20 protein-coding genes are annotated in these 20,003 nt (G+C 44.7%); 6 read left to right on the top strand and 14 right to left on the bottom strand.

Translation table 11 applies throughout. From position 1 onward, the window contains the following. Positions 1-156 precede the first annotated feature (156 nt). Both ACYVR3_RS06740 and ACYVR3_RS06735 read right to left on the bottom strand, forming a co-directional pair. Entirely contained in the window at positions 157-558 is a 402-nt protein-coding gene (locus ACYVR3_RS06740; RefSeq protein ID WP_461243595.1) for a type II toxin-antitoxin system death-on-curing family toxin, read from the bottom strand. Then, positions 555-776 carry a hypothetical protein gene (locus ACYVR3_RS06735; protein WP_461243594.1) on the bottom strand — a complete coding sequence of 74 codons (222 nt, stop codon included), beginning with the start codon at positions 774-776 and terminating at the stop codon, positions 555-557. Before ACYVR3_RS06735 ends, ACYVR3_RS06740 begins: the two co-directional genes overlap by 4 nt. A 187-nt stretch (positions 777-963) precedes the next feature. Here ACYVR3_RS06735 and cls point away from each other — a divergent pair, with 187 nt between their 5' ends. Both cls and ACYVR3_RS06725 read left to right on the top strand, forming a co-directional pair. Further along, positions 964-2,424, top strand: a complete 1,461-nt coding sequence (gene cls / locus ACYVR3_RS06730) for a cardiolipin synthase (RefSeq protein WP_461243593.1) — start codon at positions 964-966, stop codon at positions 2,422-2,424. 251 nt (positions 2,425-2,675) lie between these two features. After that, positions 2,676-3,236, top strand: a complete 561-nt coding sequence (locus ACYVR3_RS06725; RefSeq protein ID WP_461243592.1) for a phosphoribosyltransferase family protein — start codon at positions 2,676-2,678, stop codon at positions 3,234-3,236. Between the two features lie 28 nt (positions 3,237-3,264). On the opposite strand, the gene ACYVR3_RS06720 is transcribed toward ACYVR3_RS06725, so the two are convergent. The 5 genes from ACYVR3_RS06720 to ACYVR3_RS06700 form a co-directional block, all read right to left on the bottom strand. Then, the gene (locus ACYVR3_RS06720) at positions 3,265-3,840 is read right to left on the bottom strand and encodes a Fic/DOC family protein (RefSeq protein ID WP_461243591.1); all 576 of its coding nucleotides are present in this window, start codon (positions 3,838-3,840) and stop codon (positions 3,265-3,267) included. Beyond that, positions 3,840-4,301 carry a winged helix-turn-helix domain-containing protein gene (locus ACYVR3_RS06715; protein ID WP_461243590.1) on the bottom strand — a complete coding sequence of 154 codons (462 nt, stop codon included), beginning with the start codon at positions 4,299-4,301 and terminating at the stop codon, positions 3,840-3,842. Before ACYVR3_RS06715 ends, ACYVR3_RS06720 begins: the two co-directional genes overlap by 1 nt. A gap of 258 nt (positions 4,302-4,559) precedes the next feature. Beyond that, positions 4,560-4,883 carry a branched-chain amino acid transporter permease gene (locus ACYVR3_RS06710; RefSeq protein WP_461243589.1) on the bottom strand — a complete coding sequence of 108 codons (324 nt, stop codon included), beginning with the start codon at positions 4,881-4,883 and terminating at the stop codon, positions 4,560-4,562. Continuing rightward, entirely contained in the window at positions 4,870-5,577 is a 708-nt protein-coding gene (locus ACYVR3_RS06705) for an AzlC family ABC transporter permease (protein ID WP_461243588.1), read from the bottom strand. Before ACYVR3_RS06705 ends, ACYVR3_RS06710 begins: the two co-directional genes overlap by 14 nt. A gap of 320 nt (positions 5,578-5,897) precedes the next feature. Continuing rightward, positions 5,898-7,136, bottom strand: coding sequence for an MFS transporter (locus tag ACYVR3_RS06700; RefSeq protein ID WP_057152287.1), 1,239 nt, complete (start codon positions 7,134-7,136; stop codon positions 5,898-5,900). Between the two features lie 224 nt (positions 7,137-7,360). On the opposite strand from ACYVR3_RS06700, the gene ACYVR3_RS06695 reads away from it, so the two are divergent. The 4 genes from ACYVR3_RS06695 to ACYVR3_RS06680 all read left to right on the top strand — a co-directional run bounded on the left by ACYVR3_RS06695 (position 7,361) and on the right by ACYVR3_RS06680 (position 11,116). Next, entirely contained in the window at positions 7,361-7,966 is a 606-nt protein-coding gene (locus ACYVR3_RS06695) for a TetR/AcrR family transcriptional regulator (RefSeq protein WP_461243587.1), read from the top strand. Continuing rightward, positions 7,956-9,377 (top strand): aminotransferase-like domain-containing protein, encoded by a 1,422-nt coding sequence (locus tag ACYVR3_RS06690; RefSeq protein WP_461243586.1) that lies wholly within the window; start codon positions 7,956-7,958, stop codon positions 9,375-9,377. Before ACYVR3_RS06695 ends, ACYVR3_RS06690 begins: the two co-directional genes overlap by 11 nt. 133 nt (positions 9,378-9,510) lie before the next feature. After that, entirely contained in the window at positions 9,511-10,353 is an 843-nt protein-coding gene (locus tag ACYVR3_RS06685; RefSeq protein ID WP_461243585.1) for an aldo/keto reductase, read from the top strand. 151 nt (positions 10,354-10,504) lie between these two features. Continuing rightward, positions 10,505-11,116 carry a sugar O-acetyltransferase gene (locus ACYVR3_RS06680; RefSeq protein ID WP_461243584.1) on the top strand — a complete coding sequence of 204 codons (612 nt, stop codon included), beginning with the start codon at positions 10,505-10,507 and terminating at the stop codon, positions 11,114-11,116. A gap of 70 nt (positions 11,117-11,186) precedes the next feature. Here ACYVR3_RS06680 and ACYVR3_RS06675 read toward each other — a convergent pair whose 3' ends face one another. From ACYVR3_RS06675 to ACYVR3_RS06645, 7 genes are all read right to left on the bottom strand, one after another. Continuing rightward, positions 11,187-12,641, bottom strand: coding sequence for an MATE family efflux transporter (locus tag ACYVR3_RS06675; RefSeq protein WP_461243583.1), 1,455 nt, complete (start codon positions 12,639-12,641; stop codon positions 11,187-11,189). 122 nt (positions 12,642-12,763) lie between these two features. Then, a complete protein-coding gene (locus tag ACYVR3_RS06670; RefSeq protein ID WP_461243582.1) occupies positions 12,764-13,960 on the bottom strand; it encodes a hypothetical protein in 1,197 nt (398 codons plus the stop codon). 1,416 nt (positions 13,961-15,376) lie between these two features. Further along, the gene (locus tag ACYVR3_RS06665; protein ID WP_461243581.1) at positions 15,377-15,748 is read right to left on the bottom strand and encodes a hypothetical protein; all 372 of its coding nucleotides are present in this window, start codon (positions 15,746-15,748) and stop codon (positions 15,377-15,379) included. An 86-nt stretch (positions 15,749-15,834) separates the two neighbouring features. Next, the gene (gene msrB / locus ACYVR3_RS06660) at positions 15,835-16,287 is read right to left on the bottom strand and encodes a peptide-methionine (R)-S-oxide reductase MsrB (protein WP_461243580.1); all 453 of its coding nucleotides are present in this window, start codon (positions 16,285-16,287) and stop codon (positions 15,835-15,837) included. 153 nt (positions 16,288-16,440) lie between these two features. Continuing rightward, complete coding sequence (locus ACYVR3_RS06655) at positions 16,441-17,583, bottom strand: glycerate kinase (protein ID WP_461243579.1); 1,143 nt, start codon at positions 17,581-17,583, stop codon at positions 16,441-16,443. Positions 17,584-17,668: 85 nt separating this feature from the next. Further along, positions 17,669-18,976, bottom strand: a complete 1,308-nt coding sequence (locus ACYVR3_RS06650; protein ID WP_461243578.1) for a GntP family permease — start codon at positions 18,974-18,976, stop codon at positions 17,669-17,671. 305 nt (positions 18,977-19,281) lie between these two features. After that, positions 19,282-19,944 carry an EAL domain-containing protein gene (locus ACYVR3_RS06645; protein WP_461243577.1) on the bottom strand — a complete coding sequence of 221 codons (663 nt, stop codon included), beginning with the start codon at positions 19,942-19,944 and terminating at the stop codon, positions 19,282-19,284. Positions 19,945-20,003 lie beyond the last annotated feature (59 nt).

Here is a 20,003-nt window from a genome sequence, read left to right as displayed (position 1 = left end):
GCAATCAATTAACGCCTGGAAAACACCAAAAAGGGGACACTCAACCAGGCGTTCTCGCCTAGTGGTGTCCCCGCTAGTAACATGACCCCGGCGCTAGTCCGTGGCTATCAGATACGTTAGGGATACTGTATCAGAAACGACCATGGGGTGCAAGTATTACTCGCAAACCATCGCTAACCATTTGGCAATCATTAACATTGTATCTTCACTGTCAGGTGAATTGGTGACTGACAGCATAAATTGATCGGCGCTATTAACGACCCGGTCATCCTTCACTTGGTGACCATTAATCATCAAAAAATACAGTGCAGACTGAATTGCAGTTCTTTTATTACCATCAATAAAAACGTGTTTTTTCGTAATCTTTTGTAAGATAAACGCCGCTTTTAACCAAATAGTCGGATAAAGTTCATGACCAAAAACGACTTGCTGTGGTTGGTTTACGATCACTTGTAGTGCCGCTTTCGATTGGACACCGAAAGTGATACCACCGACTTGTTGAACGGCATACTTGTTAATTTCGATAAGCTCGGCCTGGGTTAAATATCTGATTGTCATTGATCTTTTAGCTTCTCCATCAGTGGCTGGAATCGATCCATAAACTCGTGAATATTTTCAACATCCGTCGGTTCAAGTGTCTCTGAAGATACTCGTTTATAGATCAAATTACCATGATCATCAATACTTGGCTCGAAATCAATGCCAACGGGTAGTTTAAAACCGTCAGGAACGGTTAACACGATTGAATTACCAACTTTTCGACTTTTGATTGTCATCGTACCGCCTCCAAATTTTTATGGTATATCTAGAGTATATACAAGTGACGCTGTAATCACAACTAATTAGTTACCATAATACGAAATAAACTAGTTCATTTCATTGTCAAAATCCACATTTCCCTCTATACACCACCTCAATTTTGCGCTACCGTAAAAGCATGCTTAATTTGGGGGACGATTCACTATGACTTGGACACTTGTTAACACGATCATTACCGTTATTTTCGTTTTAAACGTGATTGCGGCGGTAATCACCGTCTTTCGGGAAAAACGCGACATCGCAGCAACTTGGGCGTGGTTGCTAGTTTTAAACTTACTGCCGATCATTGGGTTTTTACTCTACGCCTTTTTCGGTCGAAAGCTCACCCACCGGCAATTACGAAAGATTCAGGTTCAGCCAAACGCTGAGCTAACTGAGACTCTAGCCCGGCAACAGGAACTATTGCCACCGGCAACGGCAGATGATACCCACCGTGAAGCATCGGTCAAAAACATGATCAACCTGTTTCAAAACATTGACCACGCATTTGTGACCACCAATAACCAATCTGAGCTCTTTACGGATGGGCAAAAGTTATTCGCCGACATTCGGCAGGAGATTCGACAGGCGCAGCATAACGTTTACGTTGAGTTCTACACCTTTTACGGCGATGAACTTGGTCGTGAAATGCTGGCGCCACTGATTGAAAAGGCACGCGAGGGCGTTGAAGTACGGGTACTGTACGATTCATGGGGCTCCATGGGCACCAAGCGCGACTTTTTCGAACCGCTACGAGAAGCTGGCGGACTGGCTGAACCCTTCTTGGGCATTCACTCTAACTGGCTAGATTTCCGACTCAACTTCCGAAATCACCGTAAAATCGTGGCAATCGATGGCTGGACCGGCTACATTGGCGGCTTCAACATTGGTGATCAGTACGTTGGCCGGGATAAAAAGTTCGGCTACTGGCGCGATACGCATTTGAAGGTCGAAGGCGACGGCGTTTTGGCGCTGCAACAACAGTTCATCCGCGATTGGGACGCGACCACTACCGATCCAAAGCTCAAGATGGACATTAACCAAACCCACTTTCCTAAGGGCAATAACGGGTTAGGAAAAACCATGATGCAGGTGGTCGCCAGTGGGCCTGATGATGATTTGGAACAGGTTAAACTCGGTTACTTGCGGATGATCAATAGCGCCCGACAACGGCTATACATTCAAACGCCATACCTGATTCCAGATGATAGTGTGCTTAACGCACTGCGCAGTGCCATTCACTCCGGTGTCGATGTGCGCATCATGGTGCCACACATGCCAGACCACGCCTTCGTCTACCGAGCAACGCAGTACTATGCGCGCTTATTAGCGGAAGATGGGGCGAAGATCTACTTCTACCAAAACGGTTTTTTGCACGCCAAAACAATGGTGATCGACGATGCGATTTCCAGTGTCGGCTCAGCCAACATGGACTTCCGTAGTTTCAAACTAAATTTCGAAGCCAACGCTTTCGTTTACGACTTCAAAGTTGCGTCACAGTTACGCACGATTTTTGAAACCGATATCGAAAAGAGTACCTTAGTGACGCCGCAGGACTTCCGTGAGATGTCACGTTGGTTGCGGTTTAAGCAGGCCTTTTCGAGATTGTTGTCGCCGATTTTGTAGCAATCAACCCAGAAAGCATCATCTTAATCATAAAAAACTTGCCCCTCACAGAGCTCAATTTGAGTTTTGTGAGGGGCACGCTTTTTATAAATGATTTATTTTAGGTGTATAGTCCTGTACTATAAATAACATTTTTACATAATTGTTCTTAATTTAGTGTGATTATTAACGAATAACTAAAAAAGAAGTATAATTAGAAGTAAATGACGAACTTTAAGTCAATCAAAGCTCATTTCATAAAGGAGTTCAATATGACCCAAACCTATCAACTTAACCTCGGTCCCATCACCCGAAACTTACCCCTGATCCAACTGACACCTAATTTAACCATTGCGTCATTCGTCCTACTTGGTGACGCGGAGCTAACGCACTATGCAGCCAATGAATTGGCTAAGAAATTAGCTAACGTGTCCTTTGACTACCTCGTTACTATGGAAAGCAAGGGGATTCCGCTAGCTCAAGAACTGAGTTGGTTAACGCATCATAACCGCTATATCGTACTACGCAAGTCGGTTAAAGATTACATGCAACAACCGATTGAACGACCGGTTGAGGCAATCACAACGAGTACGCCGCAAAAACTAGTGTTAGACGGGACGGATGCCCAATTGATCAGGGGAAAACGGGTTATCATCGTTGACGATGTCATCAGCTCTGGTGGGTCTGTCGAGACGGCTAAACAATTAGTAACATCCGCCGGGGCAACAGTGATTCGGCAATTGGCGATTTTGGCAGAAGGTGAGGCAGCTGATCGAGAAGATATTGATTATTTGCAGCAGTTGCCTTTATTTGATGGGAATAACGTCATCTAAAGAATGTTTGGTCAGGTATTTCTCACTATCAACTATCATTCGCAATTGACTTAGTTAACGCCTCAACCATCATTTCTAAATCATCCGCAACCGCAGCCTGCATATAACTATCATAGGCGGGACTACTTTTTTTCAAATGCAGTGTCATCCCATTTTGTTCAGCAATCAGTGTAATAAAAAGTCGCTGTGCGCGTCCATTTCCTTCGCGAAACGGATGAAACATGTTAATATCCAGTAATAGCTGCGCTAAATCATACAATTGTGTTTCTGTTGAATGATATGATTGCTGGTTAAAGTGACTAATTTGGGTGTTCAAGTCTTCAATAGCATAATTAAACCGAGATACCGGGAAAAATTCAGTACTATTTTTATGGAAATTACCGGTTCTAAACTTACCCGCCCAAGAATAGATATCCCCAAACAATCTATAATGAATCACCTTGAGCGACTCAATATCTTTAATGTTAATGGGGTGGTTAATTATCTCTTGATATCTAACCTGAGAAATTCTGGATTCAGCCACAAATAAACGATGTGCATTCGTAATGTTTAGCTTATTAATTAACGTACCGTTATCCTGAAGTGTATCCGTTATCCAACTCATCAGGATTCCTTAAATTCAGCAATAATATTAGCGACAACTTCATCTGCTGACACGCCTTGTTCTAAATGCTGGTACGCATCTTCAACATCTTTTTTAGTAGGTTGATAGCCTTCGTAGATGCTGTTAATAATACTGTCACGAGTGTTCCAGAAATTTTCTTTCGTGCTAAACTGAATCCCCATAATCGTTAGGGTGCTTAAATCAGTTTGGTTTAAAAAGTCACTTTCAACTTGTGACGGGGCTTTATCATAATCGGCCAAATAAGCGTCATTTACGACATCCAAAGAAATCTGATTTAATTTTAAAATTTTAGCAATGACTTTAAAGCTAGAATTGCCAATCGGGCGATCAAGAGCACCCACAATTGTCGTTCTAGGTAACTTCGTTTTTTGAGCTAACTGAGTTGCACTTTGATCTACAATTCCCTGTTGATTTAACACCTGTTTCAACGTCATTTCCATGTCAATCACCTCAATCAATATTATCCCATCATGTCGTTATACGGTCAATAATAACGTTTTAACATCATTAATTTATCTAAAAAGGCAACTCGTGTTTATGAAAATTAATTCATAATGAGTATATTAATTCTAATTAGTCTCATTTTATACGGGGGTAATACAAAACCAAACAACTTGAATTAAATATTCTTGCATTTCAATACTAAAAAATAGGGCAAATCACGCATTCCTTTATGCGTAACTTGCCCTATTTTTAGCTTATAGGATCTGCAATAGTCCCATATACAACAACGTCCCCGTCGCAATCGACAAGAACAGATTACGTTTCCAAAGGTGCACAGCAACCGTTGCGGCACCAGCCAATAATTGTGGCCAGATTTGGGCCCAGGGTAAATCCGGCACTGCCTTGTAACAGTAAATCACCAGTATCGCCAAAATCGCTGGTGGTAAAAAGCGCCCCAATTGTTGAATGTAAACGGGGGTTGGTTTATTGCTCGGAAAGACCAAAAACGGTAAAAAGCGGGTGATCATGGTCCCCACGACCGCCGCCGCAATGGTGAGCACTTGTTCAGTCAACGTCACGCGCAGTCGCTCCTTTCCGTCGGTAATCAATGGTAAACCCGATGATCAGCAATACCATGGTTACCGGAATAAAGTAGGTTTTACCCACAATAATCAGCGCAATGATGGACAGTCCCAAGCCCATGTAGGCACTAGTATGATTCTTTTCAGCCAAAAATTGATTCAAGAAGAGCACGATAAACAGAGCGGTCATCACAAAACCTAATCCGGGAAGCTTCATGGTGATCAAACCGCCTAACACGCCGCCAAGCGTGGCGCCTGCGACCCAGTAACACTGATTCAACAAGGTCACGAAAAACATGTACCAGCCATGGTCAATATCCTTGGCCGGCTTGGTAGCATAGTTGATGGCAAACGATTCGTCACACATGCCAAAAATAATGTAAAACTTTTTCCAACCCAATCCTCGATAACGATCCAGCATTGAAATCCCGTAAAACAGGTGTCGCGCATTGATCACCAACGTCAACAACAGCGCACTCCACGGATCAAACGGCTGCAGTAGCAAGCTCGCAATCACAAACTCCACTGAACCAGCATAAATCGTCAACGCCATCAGACAGGGGTACCAAAAGCTAAACCCACCTTCGTGCATGTAAATCCCATATGTAAGCCCCAAAAATAAAAACCCGGTCATAATCGGCACAGTTTGGGGAAAGGCCGCTTTGAAAGCCGGCGCAATTACTGGTTTCATCCAATCACCTCAATTTTTAATCTAAAATCCAGTTTACCGGGACTTAAGCATACAATCAATGTTAAAATTGTATGGATTATAATTAGATGGTGATTAGGGTGACTATTTAAGCATGAGAAACCGTCTTTAGCACCACCAAGCATCCTTGCTCCAGAAGTTAAGTGAGCTACTAAAAAACGAGTTAAATCCAAGGGGCGCAACAACGTTCACTTCTGATGCAACGCGAACCAATTAAGCTTAATTGTTCAAAAAAAGACCAACCTCACCTGATGAGTGAAGTTGGCCTCATTTAAGCGCCGTTCATATCTAACGTCATTTGATTAAGCCCGGTGCAATTTAATTCGAAGGGCTGGTTGTGTGATCCACAACATCAAGAAGTTGACCATCAGTAATGCCGCGGTTGAGATGAACACGACGTTGTAGCCGAACAAACCGGCTAACGACCCGCCAAGTAGGGAACCAAACATGTTGCCTAATGCTTGGAAGGATTGATTCCAGCTAAAGATCGCTGAAGTTGCTGTCACTGGCGAATTCTTAGTTAACAACGTCTGAATCGTTGGGAAGAGTGCGCCATCTGAAATCCCAATCATAAAGCGTAGGAAGCCCAAGACCCAGATGCTGGTGACAAAGCCCTGGGGAATGTACATGATCATCGCAAATAAGTACCCGACCATCAGCACCTTACTAGAGCCGTTGGAGTCCCCGTAAGCACCCAGTCGTGGGGCAGCCATGATGTTTGAGATCCCGGGTAGCGCAGCAATGATTCCAGCAACGAACGCCACGGGACCGGCATTGTGCATCAACTGTTTGACGTACAAACTGATGATTGGGGCAATCGAGGTGTTCCCCAGTTGAACAAACATCGTCGAAAACAGCAGGACGATAATCAACCGAGGATTCTTAAACTGGCTCAACAGCCCACCTAGCATGTGGCCCTGACTAGTCGCCGCTTTGTCGCGCTTAACTGGCACGAAGTATTCCGTTACGAGGGTCGCAGACAAGATGCCGGCAATCACCAACAACGTTGCCGTAATAAAGAAGGTGTCGCGAATCGAAAAGAGTTCCGCCAACGTCCCACCGATAATCGGGCCCATCAGCATCCCGGAAGTGGAACCGGTAACTAGGGTCCCTAGAGCTTGGCCACTATGGTTTCGCGGCGTCTGTGACGCAATCAGCGCTTGTGCATTGGAAATATAACCCGAAAAGAGGCCTTGTAATGCCCGCAGTGCCAGTAATTGCCAAACATTTGACACTAAGCCCATTAAAAACATGGCAACGGCCATCCCAAATGACGCCCGGATCAACATGATCTTACGGCCTTTTCGATCAGCCAAAGCACCCCAGAGTGGTGATACAATTGCGGTCACCAGGAACGTTGCCGCATAAACCAGACCACTATAAAAGGAAACTTGCGCTTTTGTAAAATGACCTAATTCGCTGACGTACAACGACATAAAGGGCATGATCTCACTAAACGCGATCCCGGCAATAAACGTACACCCCCAGAGAATCGTTAAATTTCGTTTCCAGGGGCTTTTTTCTCGATGTGCTTCATCCATGGTTCTGTCTCTCTCCTTATACTTAACTCACTTACTTTTATCAGATCAAACCGCACACAAATACGCCCTAGGAAAGCAGCGTACGGGGCAACTCAATCAGTTTAAATAATGGCTGGTATCACAAAAAATAAATGTAAGCCTTTTCTTAAATTAACTATTGTAAATTTAATTTACAAATGGTAATAATAGGCTTATTACCTACAAAAAGCAAGTGAGTGAGCAGAATGGTCCAAAAACGAAATTTATCTGCGACTAAAATTAAAGCGGTCGCAACTGACATGATCAATCGATCCGGTGCAGAGCAACTCAGTTTCAGCCGGGTCGCGGATGCGCTTGGGGTTAAGCCGCAAGCCATGTATGCGTATTTTAAAAGTAAGGAAGCCCTTCGCGCGGAGCTGATCGTTGATTTCTTAGACGGCATCACCGCTAAGATCAAGACCGAACTTGCAGGGGTGGCTGGTAAAGATGCCCTGCGCATCTTTGGTGAGCAACTTTACCAGTTGTTACTAGCCCAGCCGGAAATGACCCGGTTAGCGTTTGGTGGCGTTGATTATCAGCACCAGTCGGATGCTTATGAGCACCTGAAAGACTTAATCGGCCTCCTCAAACGACTGGTAGCACCGTTTTCGCAAGACGAGACGGAAATCCTAAACGATTCACGCTTGTTTCGGGCGTTTATCTTTGGCTACGTTCAAAACGAACTGTGGGGGTTATTTCAACGGTCATCCGTACCAGCCGAAACCAGTTTTCAGGTCTCATTAAACCAAGTGATCACGCTGATCACCGCAACCCATACCGAAACGAAAAGTAGTGATTTAGATGCCGATTAACTCATTTGAAGACTATCCCTTAACCTGGCAGCCGGATCGTAGTCAGCTGAGTCGCCCCGTTTATCGCGCATTGCTGAAGCAGTTAGTCGACGCGATCAATAACGGCACGTTATTGCCGGGAACCAAGCTGCCTTCCCAAAGAGAATTGGCCGACTACCTTGATTTAAACTTCACCACCATTACCCGAGTCTACAAACTCAGCCAAGAACAGGGCCTCACGTACGGCATTACGGGTAAGGGAACCTTCATCGCACAAAATGCCAGTGCCAAGGTCACCATCTCACTAAACCGGCAACCGGAGTTAACTGAACTGGGCTTTTTGGCATCCTTTGAGTCAACTAACCAGCTGATGGAGAAAGTCACGCAACAGGTGCTCCACGAGGCGCATTTAGCCCGTTTGCTGACGTATGCGGAACCAACTGGCACGTTGACCCATAAACGCGTCGCCCTAACTTATTTAAAGCGGGTTGGCGTTTCTGCGTCACTCGACCAGTTAGTGGTGACTTCTGGTGGCCAAAATGCGTTGGCGTTGATCATTTTTGGGTTATTTGAACCCGGTGACCGGTTGGCTGTTGATTCATTTACGTACACCAATCTGATTGAAGTTGCTAAAATGCACCATTTGCAGTTGGTTCCCGTTGCCAGCGACAGTGAGGGACTATCGGCGGATGCGTTAGCAGAAATTTGTGCAACTCAGACCATCAAGGGCATCTATCTGATTCCTGATTTCAGCAATCCACGAGGTTTGACGTACACAGAGGCACGTCGACGACAGTTAGCTGAGATTATTCGTCAGTATCAACTGATTCTCATCGAAGACGACTATCAAAGCTTCATGACCATCAATCAGGCAAAATCGTTACCCAAACTTAGCCAACTAGTTCCCGAGCAAGCCCTATACGTCTGCAGTATGTCTAAGCCGCTATCATCTGGCTTGCGAGTCGCGTACTTAGTTGCGGGCGAACGGTATCAACAGGCGCTTCAACGCGCGCTGTTCAACATTAACGTTAAAACCAGTGCGTTAGACGTTGAGGTAATCACGCAGGCCTTGCTCTCCGGCGTAGCCTACCAGATGATTGGCCAAAAGCAACGGCTCGTCAAACTCGCCAATCAGCAATTTGACCAAGTCTTTCACGAACCAGCGCCCGCAACTCTTGGCTTATTCCGCTGGCTACCGATTAACGATTGTGGCTTATCTGGGGATGCGCTTGAACAGCGTTTTCGAGATATGGGCATCAGTGTCTTTCACTCCGACCGGTTCTTAGTTGGACCGCGACCAGCGCAGACTTATTTGCGAATCTCGTTGGCTTCTGAGCCGATGCCAAAACTAACGGCGGGATTGGTGCGGTTGAAGGAATTGCTGGTAGCTTGGGGGTTGTGGGAACCCGTTGAAACACGGACACAACGATAACCCCAAATTTTAAAAGCTGACTCTTATTAAGTTGAGTGAGCTTTTTTGATCACGCCGCAAAACAAACTATTTGACTTAGACCATACTCTAAGTTTTAAACTAATCCCATTAACTAGAAAGCAGGCGACACACTATGGCAACAACTTTCAAATTTGACAATGACCTCACCGTTAACCGTTTGGGCTACGGGACCATGCAACTCCCAGGCAAAGGCGTCTGGGGACCATCGACCGATGCGCAAAATGCGGTAGACGTCATCACGACCGCTATCGACCACGGCGTCAACTTTGTCGATACAGCGGATGCTTATGGGCCACTATTTGCTAACGAGTATCTTAAACAAGCGCTTCAAGCCCGGCCTGATAGTCACGTGATGGTGGCAACGAAAGTCGGTTTTACTCGCCAAGGGCCAAACATTTGGACTGAACTTGGTAATCCAGCTTACCTGCGCCAACAAGTTGAACTTAACTTATGGACGCTTGGCTTAGACCACCTCGACCTATTACAGCTGCACCGAATCGATCCTAACTTCTCAATTGAAGATCAGGTCGGTGAACTGGCTAAGATGCAACAAGAGGGCAAAATCAAGCATATTGGGCTAAGTCAGGTCAGCGTTGACGAACTCAAGGCGGCTCAAAAGATCACGCCAATCGTTTCCGTTCAAAACCGCTACAATTTAATTGACCGGGCGGATGAAGACGTCCTCAACTATGCGGATGCTAACCATATCGCCTTTATTCCGTGGTTCCCACTGGCAACAGGGCAGTTAACCGAAGGGGATACCTTATCCACCATTGCGGCTAAATACAATGCTAGTCCCGCTCAAATCGCGTTAGCTTGGTTACTCAAACGCTCAGACGTTATCCTACCAATTCCTGGTACGGCTTCTACTGACCATGTTGTTCAAAATATTGCTGCACAGGAAATTACCTTATCCGACGCTGATTTTGAAACGTTAAATCAATTGAAAGCTTAATTTGCTTATCTAACAGGCCGCCATCAACGATCCTAATTATCGTTGATGGCGGCCTGTTAGCGTTTATGAGTAATTTAATTGCATTGATTTTTATAAACCGCTTACATAGTTTGGTATAATGAGCTTAATTACCCATTGGAGGCACACAACTATGACGGATGCACAACATAACGGGGATCTATACCTGCCATCCGATCCCGAGATTTTGAAGCAACAGAATCACTATCTGGATTTACTCTACGATTTTAATCAAACTCGCCCAACCGAATTGGATCGACGTCAATCTCTGCTAAAAGAATTATTTGGTGACATTGGCGAAGGTTGTTATATCGAACCACCATTTCACGCCAACTGGGGTGGGCATCACGTTCACTTCGGTAATCATATCTATGCCAACTTTAACTTTACTGCAGTCGATGACACGCACATTTATATTGGTGATCATACTATGATTGGCCCCAACGTGACGATTGCAACGGCTGGACATCCGATTCTCCCTGAACTGCGTGAAAAGGAGTATCAATATAATTTACCCGTCCACATCGGTACAAATTGTTGGTTAGGCGCTGGCGTGATTATCTTGCCGGGCATCACCCTTGGCGATAACGTGGTCGTGGGGGCGGGAAGCGTTGTCACAAAAGACTTGCCCGATAACGTGGTTGCAGTGGGTAATCCCTGCAAGGTTCTTCGAGAAGTCAGTGAGCGTGACCGCAAGATGTACACCCATGGTCGGGCCATTGACTGGCAAAAATTAAGTGAATAAGCAATATGTAAAAAATGCGACTAGCAAATTCCGATGATTCCGGACTTACTAGTCGCATTTTAGGTTAAGGTTAGTTGTTTAAATCACGTTCAAAACTCCGCCGGTTAACCGTTACCCGATAAGTTTCTTCAATTGTTTTGATAAAACTACTTTGCTGGTCCGGATCCGCTGATTCGAGTACTTGTTCCTGCATCCGCTGCATCTTATGCAGTAACTTGATCGCTGCTACGTAGGAGCTGATCAAGACAAGTGTTGACCCCAACCAAGCTAATGGGCTAGCGAGACACGCCCCAAAGTACTGGAAGTAACGGGCTAAAACAATTGCCGCAAACGACCGCATGACCAGTTCGGCCACGCCCGCTAAAGTCGGGACTAAACTTTGACCCAATCCTTGAAGGGTATACCGCACAATAAATAGAATTGCTAAAATCCAATAGGAGCTACCCACCACGTTAAAGTAGGTCTGACTCAACGCCAAAGCCCGCATATCCTGGTGACCGATAAATAACATAACGAGTTGTTGACCAAACACGATAATCAAGACCCCGACTAAAACGCTAAAGCTAATTGAAGCCGTTAACGCTTGGCGAACACCCTTAATGATGCGTTCAAACTTCGCAGCTCCAATGTTTTGCGCCGTATAAGTCGCCATGGTGATGCCAAACGACATCATTGGTAAAATCGCTAATTGATCGATCTTAGAAGCAGCCGTTGTTGCTGCAACGGCGTGTTCACCCAAACTGTTTAGAGCTGATTGGAGCACAATCGAACCGATCGCAATAATTGATGTTTGAAACGCCATGGGTAAGCCATACCGGGCATGGTTCGTAAACTCCGCTTTAACCCGTTTTAAATCTTCAAGGCCAAAGTGGAGCACTGGCACCCGCTTAGCAATATAAATCACACACAGCGCACTCGCAAACACCTGTGAGAGCACAGTAGCCCAGCCGGCACCGGCAACGCCCCAATGAAATTTAATAATGAACAATAGCTCTAAAATAACGTTGACCACGGTCCCAATAATTAAAAAGTACAGCGGCGTCCGTGAATCACCCAGTGCTCGAATTTCATTTGAGAGCATGTTAAAGGCGACAGACGCAAAAATACCGGTAAAAATAACCGAAATAAACCGCTTTGCATCAGCGTAAATGCTAGCCGGGGTACTCATCAGGTTCATGATTGGATCTAGAAAAATTAAGCTTAGCGCGGTTAGCACAATGGTGACTAACAAACTAAAAATAATACTCGTTGCGAAGCTTTGCCGAATGCCCTTATAATCCTTGGCACCCCAGCGCTGTGCCGTAACAATTGAAAAACCGGCCGTTAACCCATTGGCACACCCAATAATCAAAAAGTTTAAACTACTCGTCGAACCCACTGCCGCAAGTGGTTTCACCCCGAGCGTCTGACCCACGATCAGCACGTCCGAAAAGTTATATAGTTGTTGAAACAAATTACCAATAAAGAGCGGCATCGTAAACATTAAAATTAACGTCAACGGTTTCCCTTGAGTCAAATCCCGCATCGTCCAATATCCCCAGCTTTCTAAATCAAATGCGTCTCACAATTTCGTATACCATAGTTAGTATACTGATTTGATTCCAAAAAGAAAGGGGGCGTGGCTAAATATTGTGATGTAAGGGCTTTTTAGTGGTTAGGAGGTTCAAATTGCAATAAATCGTTGTAGGCTTGTTCAAATTGGTTAACAATCTCAGTTGGGTTGCCCAGCACCGCTAATTCGTCTTTGGTGATTGCTCGCCCAAAACGATATGGGCCTTCTTGGTTTTCGTCTGAGTGATCAACAGACGGATAATTGGTTCGATCACCAAATGCCGTTAATGCTTTTCGATAAGGCACGTGAAAACCATATCGAAGCTTTTCATTGTTAATCTCAAAAAAATAAAGGGTGTAATAGTCTGGCACAACCTGTAGCTCACAGCCTGGACACTGATTAACGACTGCCTGATTCGTTGCATAATAAGTCATGACCGAATCACCCCAATCACGGTAATACTCACGATACTCATCAAAATGGTGGGAACAAAGCGTTAATTTACGTTTATCGGGCTGGTCAGGCGTATAGACACCTACAGAGACAAACTCAGTGTCCCGGTATCTAAAAAGTAATCGTAATGCCAGATCTTTATAGCGATAATAATCGACTTGCTGGTCTAATTTAGCTAAATGGTTAATGTGGTGCGTCCAAAACGCCAGATTCAATAATAGATACGCTAACGTTCCCGGTTCACCCAGATGAGCTTGTGCGAGTTTATACGCTGCTCGAAATTCGGCCTGTTGTTCTCGATGAAGCTGTCGGCGTTGACGTTCACGTTCTGTCGCCAATCGCTGTTTTTCCTGATGGGTAGCTGACTTTAAGCGAAAGTACCGGCCATAGGCGATTGCGTCTGGAATTTGTGCCTGATGAGCCAATAAATTTAAATAGTCAAAGTAATCATAGTAAGGCACCATTAAAACTTTGCCATACGCCGTCACTTCGGCAGTCCGACTAATGGTGAGGTAGCCACCAGCGACTAAGCTTGCACGTTGAGTAGCCGTTAAGCGTTCAAAAAGCGTTTTTAAATCAGCCACAGACGCATCTAGATACTGGGTGACCACATCTACCAGTTCCGAAACCGCATGCCGTTGAAAGTAGGTGGCGAGGTGCTCTGTTAACAGGTGCTTGGTTGCGTGTGCAGGAACTTCAATTTGGTGTTGTTTGCACAATGATAATAAAGGGGAAATGGGGAGGTCACCTAGGATTCGATTGAGGTGTTGTTTGACCAAGGTTCGGCGATTAGGGTGGACGGGGAAGGGTTTTGGCGGCACTGGTTGTTTCCGGGGCACGGGAATCATCCTTTCGAAATAAACTTAATAGGGAGCACGCATTAACTGATTAAGTTAAGTTTAGCAAAAGGGCGTTCTCAAAGAAAGAACATACGTTCCAAATCCGTAAAGTCGGTTCAACTGGTTACTTTCGTTATAAATCAGACAATCGCGCAGTAGTTATCATCAAAGTAACTGTGCAACATTAAAATGGGTGTGTTCATTAATCAATAATCAATAAAATAGAGGTTTTATTAAGTTTACTATTTAAATGATGAGTATTAGACCCCCTCGCGTCAAAATAACTCCCCCGAAGCAGCTTTTAGCTATGAGGGGAGTTTAATTCATACGACTTATCATCAAGATTACCGACGATTAACTTAGAAACTATTAAACCAACTATAGACGTGAAATATGGTTTTAACTGAACTGATAAGCCGCAATTGTCATCATAAATTGATTTAAACTACGCTTATGAATATCCGATCGCATCTAAGTGCATGATACCGTGGAATAAGGCGTACTAATCATATACCTTGATAGTTAACAAACAACGTGAATGTGGTTGCATTAATAATTCTTTTATCGACAATCAACAATGATTCAAGCTGCAACTCAACTTCGAACTAGCAACCGCTAAGCGTTAAGCGTTAAAATCGTCGTTAACTTTCGATTGAATAAGCGGCGCCGATAACTACAGTCATCTCAAATTATTTCGCATTTCAATAGAACGTCTCCAGCACTAACTTGATAGACTCACTAAACAGTTATAACGTTAGCAACTATCCGAATCCAGTTATATACATCAAATCAGCATTGAAAACTACCCAATCGAAACAAATACGATCATTAAGGCCAGCAAAACACCGGTATATCAACGTTTAAAGCATTAGCTACCTCTAAAACGCATTCTAAGCTCATTTCAGATTAATTGACGGGTAACTGATCAACTGATGACGGAGAATCCAACTGCGATTGAGCAATTTTTGACGATAATTCGATCAGACGGCAAAAACGGTAATCAATCAGCAATAACTAGCAATTTATGCTGATTAAGAACTTTGGGGTCTTGGTTGAAGAATAGTTGCTAATTAAAAACTTCAACATGAACTCACTTAAACTGATCAGACTCGAACTCGTAGTTAATTGATTACCAATTAATTAAATTAAACATCTAGATGTAGCTGCATAAATCGTTAACTATAAATTCAATGCAAACAACATCAACAAGACTAAGAAAGGGAAGTTCAATTTAAGCCAATAAACTGATTCTTTCTTCTACTTTACATAATATATATTATTCAAAGTAGTGATTCAGATTAAAAATACACACCTCATCACGATTTCTTCAAATCCAAAATAAAAAACACCGATTTCAACATCAGTGTTTTAAATACGCTTTATTTATTTACCGTTAATCGACTAACTTGCTCTCGGTTATTTTTCAGACTCAGTTTCCGATGGCTTCTCAAACTTGTTATTAAACCAGATTGCTAATAAGCCGCTTACTGAACCAACGATGCCAATTAACATCATGATAACGCGCATGATACCCGCATACTTTAAAAATGCGACGTACGTTAACGACAGCAACATCCCGGCACCCAGAATGTTCACGAACGTTAACACGATTTTTTCTGTTGAATTACCTCTAGATAGATACGTTGCAATAGCATAGACACCTAAGTAACTCACAACGTTGATTGCGACGTGGTACGACAGGTTTTGCTTACTGATTGCTGATAATAATGATACCAAACACAAACAGACTGCGGTAATCCAGGATGCAATAATGGTCTTTTTGTACAACACCAACAACTCCTCAATAATGATTTACAACTCCCATTATTCGTTAGTTGAAGTGCTTTTGCAACCGTCTAGCACTAAAAAGCCGTTTATCTTTCAGTTTCTGAGCCATCAAACAATTCTAAATACTGACCATATCCAGACGACTGAAGCTCAGCCACCGGCACAAACCGCATAGCGGCCGAATTCATGCAATATCGCTGGCCACCAGTAGCTTTAGGCCCATCCGAAAAGACGTGACCTAGATGCGAATTGGCCTGATTAGAGCGAACTTCCTGCCGAAGCATCCCATGTGATTGATCCAGTTGTTCGGTAACCGCAGCGGGCTGAATGGGCTTCGTGAAGGATGGCCAACCACAACCAGCATCGTATTTATCTAACGAACTAAATAATGGTTCGCCGCTGACAACGTCAACATAGATTCCGGGTTCATTAAACTGATCATATTCACCGGTATACGGGGCTTCTGTTGCTGCGTGTTGTGTAACTTCATAGGCCGTTTTTGATAGTCGTTGTCTTAATTCGGCATCCGTTTCGTTCATTTTTACCAACTCCTTGATTTTTCAAGTAATATTCAATTGCACACAATTTAATTAACTTAAGTGTAACAGGTTCTCGTCAAATAAGCGATTAATCCAACCTACAACAACTAAAAAAGTAGCCAGCATCCGCGCTAACTACTTCCTACACAATTTCTATTTTAATTTCGCAATCAATCGCGCAACGTTCTCCGCCGTTCGACTAAGATTTTGGGGACCATTAGCGAGTGCATCCGCCAACGTCGTCACCCCAGGCACAATTGAGAACACGGCATCAATCACGTTATCCTCATATAGTGATTCGATTCCCTGGCCAACGTTCCCAGCAACAACGACAACGGGTGCGTTTGGTGCAACAGCTTTGGTTGCTTGAGCGACCCCGTATGGCGTTTTACCGAATTTGGTCTGAAAATCGATGCCACCTTCACCGGTAAAGACTAAATCAGCACCCTGTGCTTTTTCCTTTAACCCGGCGTATTCGATAACGATTTCAATGCCTTTGCGCATCTCAGACTTCGTAAAGGCAAGTAGCCCAGCGCCAAGGCCCCCCGCTGCCCCAGCACCTGGATAAGTTGCCAGATCAATGCCCAACGTTTCTTGAATTACAGCAGCATAGTGGGTTAAGTTAGCGTCCAATTGAACAACCATGGCCGAAGTTGCGCCCTTTTGCGGTCCAAATACGGCAGACGCCCCATCTGGCCCAACTAACGGGTTCGTTACGTCAGATGCAATTAAGATTTGGGTGTCTGCAATTCGTGGATCGACTTGGCTAAGGTCAATGCGCGTTAACTGATCTAACGCCCCACCCCCTGGTGCTAATTCGGTTCCAGTCGCATCTAGTAGCTGAACGCCTAACGCTTGGGCCATCCCGGCACCACCATCATTCGTGGCACTCCCACCGATACCAAGAATCAGTTGCGTTACGCCACGGTTCAAAGCGGCAATCATCAGTTCGCCAGTGCCGTAAGTTGTCGTAATCAATGGGTTATGGGTGTGCTCATCAACGTACTGAATACCACTCGCTGCAGCCATTTCAATGACCGCCGTTTGACCGTCCCCTAATATGCCATAGACCCCATCAACTGATGTGCCTAAAGGCCCCGTTACCGTTTCGTGGATCAGTTGCCCATCCGTTGCATCAACCAGTGACTGAACGGTACCTTCACCGCCATCCGCCATGGGGACTTTCACAATCTCAGCGTCTGGAAAAATAGGTTGAATTCCAGTTTCAATGGCATCCGCTGCTTCTTTGGCCGTCATACCACCCTTGAAAGAATCCGGTGCGACTACGATCTTCATTCAAATATCCTCCCTTTATCTATCGGTGACCGACTGCATTTAACAGTCCTACCGTCAAAATCGATACTCTAATTATACCGCGCAACTAGCCTAAGAAGCCTAGCATAATTGTTGCAACCGCACAGCAGGTCAACCCAACGAGTGATTCGTAAAGAATACACTTTGACCGTTCGGCGATATCCATGTGCATCGCGTTCGCCGTTACGTGGAAGTAGTTCCCGTGTGGCAGGTGGTCGATCACAACGCCACCGGTATGCACCATGGCCGCGGCGGCTAATGGTGCTACGCCGAAGCCGAGAATGGCCTTGCCAAACGAGCCGGTTGCTAAAATAACCCCGGTCGAAGTTGATGCAGCAGCGGCGCCCATTAAGATCCCAGCAATTGGCGCTAATAACGTGCCTGAAACGTGAGCCGCTTTGATTAAAGCGATAACCTGCTCAGGCAAACTTGAGTTGGTGATCAAGCCACCGATCGCACCGGCGCCTAATAAGATCAAGACAACGTCCGTCATGCGACTCATCCCAGCCTTGGCGTATTCTCTTAGCTTACCGCCCTGCTTCATGGCGATTGCACCAATGATTGCCGCAATCGGTAACACGTACATGGCATCTAAGTTCAACTTCGTTAATGCCGTAATATTGAGCACTGAGCCAATCGGATTAAGTAACAATAAGACGATTGCAACGACTGGCGTTACTAAGGAACTCCCCAAACTAGGTAAGTTCTCAACGTCAACCGCATCCGCCGTTAAGTTCTCAAGGTCTTCGTCTAACACCTGTGAGCCCTTATTCTTTAGCAACGTCGCCAAGATAACGGCCATAGCTAATCCAAATAACGCAGGAATGAAGTCAGCAATCATGACTTGACTCAGTTCCACGTTGAACCCCTTGGCAGCCGCAATCGTGTTGGGGTTTGGTGAAATAATGTTCCCGGCTTTACCACCACCAGAAAGCGCTACCAAAAGTGCTAACTTTGAAATGTGCATCCGCTTCCCGGCTTCTAGTGCAATTGGGGCCACAATCAAAACGGCAACGGGAATGAAGACCCCAACTGCAGTAATCACCATCGTGGCTAATGCCAATGCAAAAATCGCTAACCGGTCCCCTAGCTTCGTGACGATCGTTCGTGCCAACGTCTCTGCTGATCCGGACTCCATCATGACCCCAGCCAGCATCCCGGCTGCCAGCACCCGCAAAATCGTCCCGACCACGCTTTGTGACCCGGCAATGAGAATGTTAATCGTTTGAAGTAAGTTCGCCCCACCGAGTAATGACCCGATGATTGCCCCTAATAGTAGTGAGTACACTGGGTTTAACTTTTTAAGAATTAAGATAATGGCTAATGCCAACCCAATCAGTGCGGCCCACCATGACACAACGACCGTTCCTGCCATACAAATCGACTCCCTCTTGTTTAGATTGTTCAAGCTTGCACCAATTATATAACGTTGTATTTTAACTTTCAACCGTTAATTAATATATCATTAAAATAATTATCAGCTTTTATTAAAATGCTAACCGCTTTAAGTTTATATAACACCTAATTCATGATTGGATTTATCCGATTTAGTCATTTTAAAACATCATAATAACCCGTTTTCTATTACCTCATCTTTACACTAAATTGCGCTGGTACATCAAAAAAAGCACTTCTCAAGGATAATCCTCAAAAAGTGCCCCGTTTTAAAATCGATTTAGGTTAATAGTCAAACAAATGTGGTCGCCCGTAATAGTAACCTTGGCGAAACGGCAATTCCAACTGATCTAACAATTGCTCATCATCCGCATTTTCAATGCCCTCAACGATCAACCGTAAATTATACTGCTCCGCTACCTGACGCCAGAATTGCAAGGCCGGTTGAATCTCCTTGGCCCGTTGTTCAGTCCGAAAATTTTGCATCGCAAACTTCAGCTCACTGGCGAGTGGCAGTAACGACTTGATTTGCGCGTACCGGTTGTCACCCGTACTCACATCGTCCAGACTAAACTGGATGCCATGCTCAGCGAACGCGACAATCTGGTCTTGAAGTTGCGACAAACTGATATCCTGATCACTAGGTTCTTCCGTCACTTCGACAACCAAGGTCACGGGATAAATGGCATGTTGGACTTGAATCAACGCCGCCGCCATTTCAGCGTTCACGAATTGAGTCCGGTTTAAATTGAACGACACTGACCCAATTTTGAGTGCTAATTGCTGTGCAACCTGAGCCAGTAACCGAGTTTGAATGGCAACCGGAATCGTTGCAAAATGCTGTGGTAGGATCCAACGATCGTCTTCATACTTGCGAATCAGCATTTCATAGCCGATCAGTGACCGAGTATCTTGATTAAGTTGGGGTTGGATAAAGTAGCGATACATGACAGGCCTTCTCACACGTTTGATTAGTTTTGCTAATTCTAGTATAACATCAATCTATA

Source organism: Secundilactobacillus muriivasis, from assembly GCF_054785195.1.
Note: the sequence above shows the minus strand (reverse complement) of the source record. Positions and strands in the feature narration are given on the sequence as shown.

Excerpts from the sequence above, each read along its gene's own strand:
- ACYVR3_RS06740 (WP_461243595.1), bottom strand. The coding sequence starts at position 558 with ATGACAATCAGATATTTAACCCAGGCCGAGCTTATCGAAATTAACAAG.
- ACYVR3_RS06735 (WP_461243594.1), bottom strand. The coding sequence starts at position 776 with ATGACAATCAAAAGTCGAAAAGTTGGTAATTCAATCGTGTTAACCGTT.
- cls (WP_461243593.1), top strand. The coding sequence starts at position 964 with ATGACTTGGACACTTGTTAACACGATCATTACCGTTATTTTCGTTTTA.
- ACYVR3_RS06725 (WP_461243592.1), top strand. The coding sequence starts at position 2,676 with ATGACCCAAACCTATCAACTTAACCTCGGTCCCATCACCCGAAACTTA.
- ACYVR3_RS06720 (WP_461243591.1), bottom strand. The coding sequence starts at position 3,840 with ATGAGTTGGATAACGGATACACTTCAGGATAACGGTACGTTAATTAAT.
- ACYVR3_RS06715 (WP_461243590.1), bottom strand. The coding sequence starts at position 4,301 with ATGGAAATGACGTTGAAACAGGTGTTAAATCAACAGGGAATTGTAGAT.
- ACYVR3_RS06705 (WP_461243588.1), bottom strand. The coding sequence starts at position 5,577 with ATGAAACCAGTAATTGCGCCGGCTTTCAAAGCGGCCTTTCCCCAAACT.
- ACYVR3_RS06700 (WP_057152287.1), bottom strand. The coding sequence starts at position 7,136 with ATGGATGAAGCACATCGAGAAAAAAGCCCCTGGAAACGAAATTTAACG.
- ACYVR3_RS06695 (WP_461243587.1), top strand. The coding sequence starts at position 7,361 with ATGGTCCAAAAACGAAATTTATCTGCGACTAAAATTAAAGCGGTCGCA.
- ACYVR3_RS06690 (WP_461243586.1), top strand. The coding sequence starts at position 7,956 with ATGCCGATTAACTCATTTGAAGACTATCCCTTAACCTGGCAGCCGGAT.
- ACYVR3_RS06685 (WP_461243585.1), top strand. The coding sequence starts at position 9,511 with ATGGCAACAACTTTCAAATTTGACAATGACCTCACCGTTAACCGTTTG.
- ACYVR3_RS06680 (WP_461243584.1), top strand. The coding sequence starts at position 10,505 with ATGACGGATGCACAACATAACGGGGATCTATACCTGCCATCCGATCCC.
- ACYVR3_RS06675 (WP_461243583.1), bottom strand. The coding sequence starts at position 12,641 with ATGCGGGATTTGACTCAAGGGAAACCGTTGACGTTAATTTTAATGTTT.
- msrB (WP_461243580.1), bottom strand. The coding sequence starts at position 16,287 with ATGAACGAAACGGATGCCGAATTAAGACAACGACTATCAAAAACGGCC.
- ACYVR3_RS06655 (WP_461243579.1), bottom strand. The coding sequence starts at position 17,583 with ATGAAGATCGTAGTCGCACCGGATTCTTTCAAGGGTGGTATGACGGCC.
- ACYVR3_RS06650 (WP_461243578.1), bottom strand. The coding sequence starts at position 18,976 with ATGGCAGGAACGGTCGTTGTGTCATGGTGGGCCGCACTGATTGGGTTG.
- ACYVR3_RS06645 (WP_461243577.1), bottom strand. The coding sequence starts at position 19,944 with ATGTATCGCTACTTTATCCAACCCCAACTTAATCAAGATACTCGGTCA.